General features: G+C 73.0%; 5 protein-coding genes. 2 read left to right on the forward strand and 3 right to left on the reverse strand.

From position 1 onward, the window contains the following. Positions 1-246 precede the first annotated feature (246 nt). Together ACFXJ8_RS27320 and ACFXJ8_RS27325 are read left to right on the forward strand one after the other, a co-directional pair. Positions 247-1,701: a protein kinase gene (locus tag ACFXJ8_RS27320; RefSeq protein ID WP_379646820.1), complete on the forward strand. Its 1,455-nt coding sequence runs from the start codon at positions 247-249 to the stop codon at positions 1,699-1,701. Further along, positions 1,698-3,206: a protein kinase gene (locus tag ACFXJ8_RS27325; protein ID WP_379646821.1), complete on the forward strand. Its 1,509-nt coding sequence runs from the start codon at positions 1,698-1,700 to the stop codon at positions 3,204-3,206. Before ACFXJ8_RS27320 ends, ACFXJ8_RS27325 begins: the two co-directional genes overlap by 4 nt. Before the next feature lie 24 nt (positions 3,207-3,230). Here ACFXJ8_RS27325 and ACFXJ8_RS27330 read toward each other — a convergent pair whose 3' ends face one another. The 3 genes from ACFXJ8_RS27330 to ACFXJ8_RS27340 form a co-directional block, all read right to left on the reverse strand. Then, positions 3,231-4,013, reverse strand: coding sequence for a hypothetical protein (locus ACFXJ8_RS27330; RefSeq protein ID WP_379646822.1), 783 nt, complete (start codon positions 4,011-4,013; stop codon positions 3,231-3,233). 154 nt (positions 4,014-4,167) lie between these two features. Next, positions 4,168-5,790 (reverse strand): amidohydrolase, encoded by a 1,623-nt coding sequence (locus tag ACFXJ8_RS27335; protein WP_379646823.1) that lies wholly within the window; start codon positions 5,788-5,790, stop codon positions 4,168-4,170. A 15-nt stretch (positions 5,791-5,805) separates the two neighbouring features. Further along, positions 5,806-6,444 carry a TetR/AcrR family transcriptional regulator gene (locus ACFXJ8_RS27340; protein WP_379646824.1) on the reverse strand — a complete coding sequence of 213 codons (639 nt, stop codon included), beginning with the start codon at positions 6,442-6,444 and terminating at the stop codon, positions 5,806-5,808. Positions 6,445-7,171 lie beyond the last annotated feature (727 nt).

Raw genomic sequence — 7,171 nt, forward strand, 5'->3', positions numbered from 1 at the left:
GCCGAGTGTGGCCGAGCTCGCCTGGGTCGGCTGAGTTCGGCTGAGCCTGGCTGGGTTCGCCTGGGTCGGCTGAGTTCGGCTGAGTCTGGCCGGGTTCGACTGGGCTCGACTGCGGGGTTCCGCGGGTTTACCCGTCTCACCCACTAATCCTGACATTTCCCGCTATGGTGCTGAAGATCGCTTAGCAGCCGTCACAGGAGTCCCATGCCGCACGCCGAACCCCTCCGGGAGGGTGACCCCGCGAGCGTGGGACCCTACCGGCTGCTCGGGCGGCTGGGCGCGGGCGGGCAGGGAGTCGTCTACCTGGCCCAGGGGCGCGACGCCAGGCCGGTCGCCGTCAAGGTGCTGCGCGACGGCCTGGCCGACGACCGCTTCGCCAAGGAGATCGAGGCGGCGCGGCGGGTGGAGCCGTTCTGCATCGCCCAGGTGCTCGACGCCTCGCGGGGCGGGCGGCCGTACATCGTCACGGAGTACATCGAAGGGCCCTCGCTCCAGCAGGCGGGCCGCCACAGCGGCGCCGACCTGCAACGGCTCGCCGTCGCGACCGCGACGGCGCTGGCGGCCATCCACCAGGCGGGCATCGTGCACCGCGACTTCAAGCCCGCCAACGTGCTGCTCGGGCAGGGCGGACCCCGGGTGATCGACTTCGGGATCGCCCGATCCGTCGAGTTGGGGCTGACGGCGACCAGCGGCATCATGGGGACGCCCGCCTACATGGCGCCCGAGCAGCTCGCCGGGGAGGGGGTCGGGCCCGCCGCCGACGTGTTCGCGTGGGGATCGGTGGTCGCGTTCGCCGCGACAGGGAGCCCGCCGTTCGGTGAAGACTCGCTGCCCGCGGTGATCAACCGGATCCTCCACAACGAGCCGCAGCTCGGCGACCTGCCGCAGCCGTTACGCACGATCGTGCTGGCGTGCCTGGCCAAGGACCCGGCGCGCAGGCCGTCCATGCAGGACGTGCTGCTGCGGCTGCTGGGCGGCCAGGAGGTCGGGCCGCTGGACGATTCCGGCCGGGGCGGCCCGGCCACGATTCCCGGAAGATCACGGCGCGGGTCCGCGGGGACTCGCCGGGGAGGCGGCGGCCGGGTCGTCGCGGGAGTCTCCGGCGTGGTGGCGCTGCTGGCCGCAGGGGCCGTCGTCTGGGGCACCGCCTACGGCACGGGCATCGGCACTCCGCGCCCGACCACGGAGGCCATGGCGATCACCACGGCCGAGAAGAGCAGTCAGATGACGCCGCGCCAGCGCCCGAAGCGGACCAGGAAGCCGACCACGCGCCGACCCACCAGGAAGCCGACGGCCGACCAGACGAAGCAATCCGACCAGACGAGAGAACCCGCCAGCCGCCCGACGACCCGATCGGCGGCGCCCACCAGGTCCGCCCCGGGAGGCGGGTCGTTCCGGATCCCGTCGATGACCGCCATGGGCGCCAGGAAGGCCAACACCCAGGACTGCCAGATCGGCCAGTCCAACACCTTCGGCATCGTCGAGGGGACCAGGCTGCGCACCACGTTCGCCTACGAATGGATCCTGGACGGCCGGGTGGTGGAGCGTTCGGAGGGCGTCATCGCCGACACCCACACCCAGCAGGTCGTCGGCCCGCTCGTCAAGCCCAACGGCCCGCACACCGTCACGCTCCGCCTGACCTCGCCGCAGAGGGTGTCGAAAACGCTCAAGTTCACCATCTGCCCGGTCGGCACCGAATGACGGCCCCGCTGCTGCCCGAGGATCCCCCGGGCGTCGGCCCCTACCGGCTGCTCGGGCGGCTGGGCGAGGGCGGCCAGGGCGTGGTCTACCTGGGCCGGGCCCCGGACGGGCGGCCGGTCGCCGTCAAGGTCCTGCAGGACGGGTACGCGGGTGACCACCGCTTCGCCAAGGAGATCGACGCGGCGCGGCGGGTGGAGCCGTTCTGCATCGCCCAGGTGCTCGACGCGTCGCTGGGCGGCCGGCCGTACATCGTGACCGAGTATGTCGAAGGGCCCTCGCTCCACCAGGCGGGCCGCCACAGCGGCGCCGACCTGCAACGGCTGGCGGTGGCGACCGCCACCGCGCTGGCCGCGATCCACCGCGCCGGGGTGGTGCACCGCGACTTCAAGCCCGCCAACGTGCTGCTCGGCCGCGACGGGCCGCGCGTCATCGACTTCGGCATCGCCCGCGCCTCCGGCCATTCGCTGACCGTGACGAGCAGCATCGTCGGAACGCCCTCCTACATGGCGCCCGAGCAGCTCGCGGGCGAGCCGATCGGTCCGGCGGCGGACGTCTTCGCCTGGGCGTCGGTGATCGTGTTCGCCGCGACGGGGACGCCGCCGTTCGGCAACGACTCGCTGCCCGCCGTGATCCGCCGCATCCTCCACGACGAGCCGTACCTGGGCGAGCTGCCCGCGCCGCTGCGCCCGATCGTGCTGGCCTGCCTGGCCAAGGACCCCGCCGCGCGGCCCGCGATGCAGGACGTCCTGCTCCAGCTCATCGGCGCCCGGCCCACCGCCGTACCGGCCCCCACCATGGGCCGTCGGGGCACCCGCCGGGGCGGTACGGCGGGCCGTGGCGTGCGCCGCCCGCGCGGGAAGGCGGTGCTGGCGGGGGCCGGGGCCATGGGGCTGTCGGCCACCCTGGTGGCCGGGGCGATCGCGTGGATGCCCGATTCGATGACGACCGCCGCCCCCACCTCCCCTGGCGTCGCGGCCAGGACACCGCAGTCGGCGGCCAAGAAGCCGACTTCCACCACGTCCGGCCGTCCGAAGCCCACGACGTCCCCGCGGCCGACGTCCAAACCTTCGACCGCCAAACCCGCGACGTCCAAAGCTTCGACGCCCAAACCCGCGGCCTCCAAGCCCCCGAGCTCGAAGCCGCCGACTGCCAAGCCCCCGACCTCCCCGACGAAGACCGCCACCGCGAGCGGGACCGTCCGCCTGCTGTCGCTGAAGCTGGACGGGACGGTGCTCGCCGCCGGCTGCTATTCGCAGAGCCTCTTCCCCGTCGCCACGCTCAAGGGACCGGCGGGGAAACAGACGGAGATCGGCTACCGATGGATCGTGGACGGCAAGGATGAGGGGTGGCTGACGGGCTGGGTGACCGGCACGGGCACGATCGACCGCAACCCGTTCGGCGCGTTCCCGCCGGGCAAGCACACGATCACCTTCCGCCTGCTGACCCCGGGCAAGGGCAGTGACAGCGTCTCGTTCACGGTGTGCGACTACTACACGACCCAGTGACGTTCGCCCCGGCCGGGGTCGCTGTCAGGACGCGGGCGTATCTCTGCGCAGCCACCTGACGAGCGCGCCGCCGCAGAGGATCAGGGCGACCCCCAGCCACCACAGGTGCCCGTCGAAGATCAGAACGGCGATGCCCACCGGCACGAGCAGACCCGCGAGGGGAAGGACGAGGGAGCCCACCGACGGCGCCCGGTGCGCCTGCCCGAGGGCGCGGGCCCGCACGACGTTCGGATACCACTCGGTGAAACGCACGGCCCCGACGATCGCCGCGATCTGGATGATCCAGCCGGTCCACAGGTTGTCCGGGTCATTGAGGACCAGATCGCCGTAGCCGCCCGCGATCGCCGCGACCAGGAAGGCCAGCCCCCAGACCCCGGTGATCACATAGTTGGCGCGGACGAAGCCCGGCGAGTCCCAGTGTTCGCGGTCGACCCGCTCCCTGGCGTACTGCAGGGTGAAGGGCATCCGCACCGCCATCGAGCCGAACGCGATCAGGACCAGGGCGAGGTTCGACACCTCCCCCGCGTACGTCTCCAGCCAGCGGCGCGTGCCCGGGCTCGCCGCCGCGCCCACGGCGGTCAGAGCGGCGAAGAAGACCACGTCGCTGACCTCGAGGAGCTTCCAGGAGCTTCCCGGTCGCACGACCCGGCCGGCCACGACGAGAAGGAGGGAGACGGCCAGCGCCAGCACCACCGAGAGCTCGAACCGGCCGGGGCCGACCAACACGGAGAAGATGATCCACGGGGCCATGCCGACGACGGGACTGTCCAGGACGCCCTGCCAGCCTCCCGACGGCCTGGTGCTCATAGGCGAACCTTCCGTAACGGGCCCTCACTCCCAGTCTGCACCTGGCGGCGCGAACCGCGAGCTCAGGGGGCCGAGGACCCTGCCACCGCCGCGGCCTGCCGTACGGAAGAAGGGTCGCGGCCCGCCATACGGAAGCTCGGACTCGACCGCCGGGTCACAGGCTTGGGTCGCGGTGGGTGGGGCGGCCGTCGAGGACCGTGAGCAGCACGGGCAGGTCCGGCAGGTCGGTGGCGGCGGTGGTGAGCGGGTTGCCGGCGAGGACCGTGAGGTCGGCGCGGAGGCCGACGGCGAGCCTGCCGGACTCGTGCGCCTCGCTCGCCGCGTGGGCGGCGTTGACGGTCATGCCCTGGAGGGCCTCCAGGGCGGTGAGCGCCTGCTCGGGACCGTGCGGCGGCTGGCTGAGGTCGCGGCTCGGCCGACGGTGACGGGCGCCCGCCATGACGCCCAGCGGCGGGTAGGGGGCGATCGGCCAGTCGGAGCCGAGCACGACGGTGGCGCCGGAGTCCCACAGGTCGCGGCAGCGCCAGGCGCGTGCGGCGCGCTCCTCGCCGAGGCGGCGCGACCAGTTGTCGGTGTGGTCGGCCCTGGTGAAGTCGCAGCAGTGGGTGGGCTGCATGGACGCGACGACACCGAGGCCGGCGAAGCGGCGCAGGGTGTCGTCAGGCACGGTCTCGATGTGCTCGACCCGGTGCCGCACGCCGCGCACCCCGGCGGCCTGGGCCTTCTCGACGGAGTCGAGGACGTGCCGTACGGCGGCGTCGCCGATGGCGTGGGTGGCGGTCGGCACCGCGGCCCGGTGGAGCTCGCCGACGATATGGCTGTACGCCTCGGGGTCGGGCCAGAAGGCGTGCGTGGACTCGCCGTGGCAGTCGGGGCGCTCCAGCCAGGCGGTGCCGTTGTCGATGGTGCCGTCCATGAAGAGCTTGACGCCCTTGACCTGCCACAGCGTGCCGCCGGTGCCCTGCTGTTCGATGAGCGCGCGCAGCGCCTCGGCGTCGGTGCCGGGCTGGCACCATGGCGCGACCCGCAGCCTCAGCGGCAGCTCTCCCGCCGCTTCGAGCTCGGCGTAGAGGGCGAGGCTGTCGCCGTTGGCGTCCATGGCGTGACCGCCGGTGAGCCCGGCGGCTGCCATGCCGCGCAGGGCGGCGGCCAGCCGGGCGCGGCGCTCGGCGTGGGTGGGCTGCGGGGCGGCGCGCTCGACGAGCTCGCAGGCGGCGTCCTCCAGCAGCAGCCCGGTGGGCCTGCCCGCCTCGTCGCAGACGATCTCGGCCGCCTGGGCGAAGGCCCGCGGCCCGTCGACGCCGGCGAGTTCGAGCGCGCGCGGGCTGGCCAGCATGGAGTGGGCGTCGAACAGCTGAAGGAGGGCCGGTACGCCGTCGAGCACGGGAGCGAGGGCGGCGGCCGCGACGGGCCGGTCGCCGAAGACGTTCGGGTCGAGGCCCCAGCCGTGCAGCCACGCGCCGGGCGCGAGGGTGCGCACCTCGCGGGCCAGGGCCTCGCGCACCCCGTCGAGGTCGGCGCAGTGCGACAGGTCGAGCCCGTAGGTCAGCTCGGCGCCCGTGACGGGGTGGAGGTGCCCGTCGACCAGGCCGGGAGTCACCACGGCTCCCTTGAGGTCGATCACCGTCGTCGAGGGGTCCGCGAGCGCGCGCAGCTGCCGGTCGTCGCCGAGGGCGGAGATCCGCCCTCCGGACACGGCCAGGGCGGTCTCCGGCAGGAACGCGCCGGTGACCGGATCGAGCAGACGGGCCGAGAGCAGGACGAGACGGGTGGGCACAGCGACTCCTCGAAGTCAGTCGGAGGTGGGGCGGGTGAGCGCGCCGCTTGTCAGGCCGAGTTCGCGCTCCGCCGTGGTGACGGCCATGCGGGTCACCGCCTCGGGCCGGTTGCGGGTGTCGGTGTTGGCGTGGGCGCCGAGGCCGTCGAGCACGACCAGGATCTGGATGGTCGTCACCTCCGGGTCGTCGGTACGGAATTCCGCCCGCTCGACGCCCTGCCTGATGAGGTCGGCCAGCCGCCCGCGCCAGGCGGCCTCCTGCTCGGCGACCCGGTCGCGCAGGACCGGGCGGTAGCGGCTGAGGTGCCGCGCGTTGATCCAGAGCCGGCTGACGTCGTCGTACGCCTCCCCTGTCGCGCCGGCGAAGAAGCGCGCCAGGTGTCGCGTGGGGCTCCCGTCGGGCCTGTCGGCCGGCAGGAGGGTGTCGAGCTCGGCGCTCGCGGCGCTGCCGAACGCCTCGGCCACGAGGTCCTCCGCCGCCGGGAAGTAGTGGCTGATGAGTCCCGGCCGGACCCCGAGCTCCTCGCCGATCCGGCGCAGGGTGACGCATTCCAGCCCCTCGGCGAGGGCGACGGCGGCGGCCGCGGCGACGATTTCCGCACGTCGGACGGCCGGAGATTTCCGAATTCGCTCGCGCTGGACCCTTGACGTCATGCCCAGGATGTTATTGAGTGTGCGACCAATAAGCAACCACATGGGTTGCGGCACCCGGAGGGCTCCATGGCGTCCACGATTCCCGAACCGCACGCAGGCACGCGCGGCGCACCCGAGACGTCCCTGCCCTCCGATCGGGCGGGCCGGATCGAGGTCCACGGCATCGACCACGTCAACTACCTGAGCGTCTCTGATCAGTTAAGCGAACCCATGTAAGACCTGATGTCTGGCACGGGTTCCTCCCACCGTGGAGGGGTGGCGTGAGCGTGCAGGTGGAAACCCGCGCCCAGTGCTGCCCCTCGTGGCCGGTGTCGGCCGGTGGCGGGTGTGCTGATCGCTGCCACGCCCTGGTTCCGGTGGGCTGCGCGGGGCAGCGGGGTCCGGACCGTGCGGGCCGGCAGGCTTCTGGGCCACGTGTGAGCGTGTCCCTCCGGACGCTGGCCCGCACCACCATCAGGTCGTGCGGGGGAGGGTGCCCTGCGTCGCCTGGGCGCGGGGCGTGTGGAACGAGGCCGGGTGGGGGCGGTCTTGGACCGGTCCGTCCGGCTGGTCTCAGTGGTGGCCGTGGGGGTGATCACGGCGCGGGTTTCGAGTTTGTCGATCACCGAGTGTATGACCATGGTGCCGGTGGTGCGGTCGGTGATGGTCTTGTTCTGGTGGGTGAGGCCGCGTGCGGCGATACGCTGCCACGCTCCGGTGTCGCGGTCGCCCTGATAGCCGCAGGAGC

Origin of the sequence: Nonomuraea sp. NPDC059194 (assembly GCF_042754765.1) — a bacterium.
GTDB lineage: Bacteria > Actinomycetota > Actinomycetes > Streptosporangiales > Streptosporangiaceae > Nonomuraea.

Coding starts and splice junctions, on each gene's coding strand:
- ACFXJ8_RS27325 (WP_379646821.1), top strand. CDS start 1,698: ATGACGGCCCCGCTGCTGCCCGAGGATCCCCCGGGCGTCGGCCCCTAC.
- ACFXJ8_RS27330 (WP_379646822.1), bottom strand. CDS start 4,013: ATGAGCACCAGGCCGTCGGGAGGCTGGCAGGGCGTCCTGGACAGTCCC.
- ACFXJ8_RS27340 (WP_379646824.1), bottom strand. CDS start 6,444: ATGACGTCAAGGGTCCAGCGCGAGCGAATTCGGAAATCTCCGGCCGTC.